The 275-nt window shown below is 65.8% G+C and carries 1 pseudogene; it reads left to right on the forward strand.

Annotated features, from left to right (window positions below):
• Positions 1 to 9 precede the first annotated feature (9 nt).
• Positions 10 to 275, forward strand: a pseudogene (locus tag ACPXB3_RS22650) (hypothetical protein); the annotation flags it as partial.

Raw genomic sequence — 275 nt, forward strand, 5'->3', positions numbered from 1 at the left:
GATGCGTTGGTGTTGGTGGTGGATCGGGAGCCGGTGCGGGGTGTGGTGCATGTGGTGTGTGGGGATGTGGCGGCGGGTTTTGAGGCGTCGATGGCGACGGCGGGGCAGGTGAAGGGTCGGGCGATTGAGATGTTTGCGGATTTGTCGGAGCCGTCGGTGGTGTGTGGGCGTCCGATTGTGGTGGCGGATGGGGCGTCTGCGGTGGTTCGGGTGGCGGCGTTTGTGGAGGTGAGTCCGGTGCGGGGGTTTGTGGTGGAGGATGCGGTGGTGTCTCG

It is taken from the genome of Gordonia sp. DT219 (genome assembly GCF_049847065.1).
Taxonomy (GTDB): domain Bacteria; phylum Actinomycetota; class Actinomycetes; order Mycobacteriales; family Mycobacteriaceae; genus Gordonia.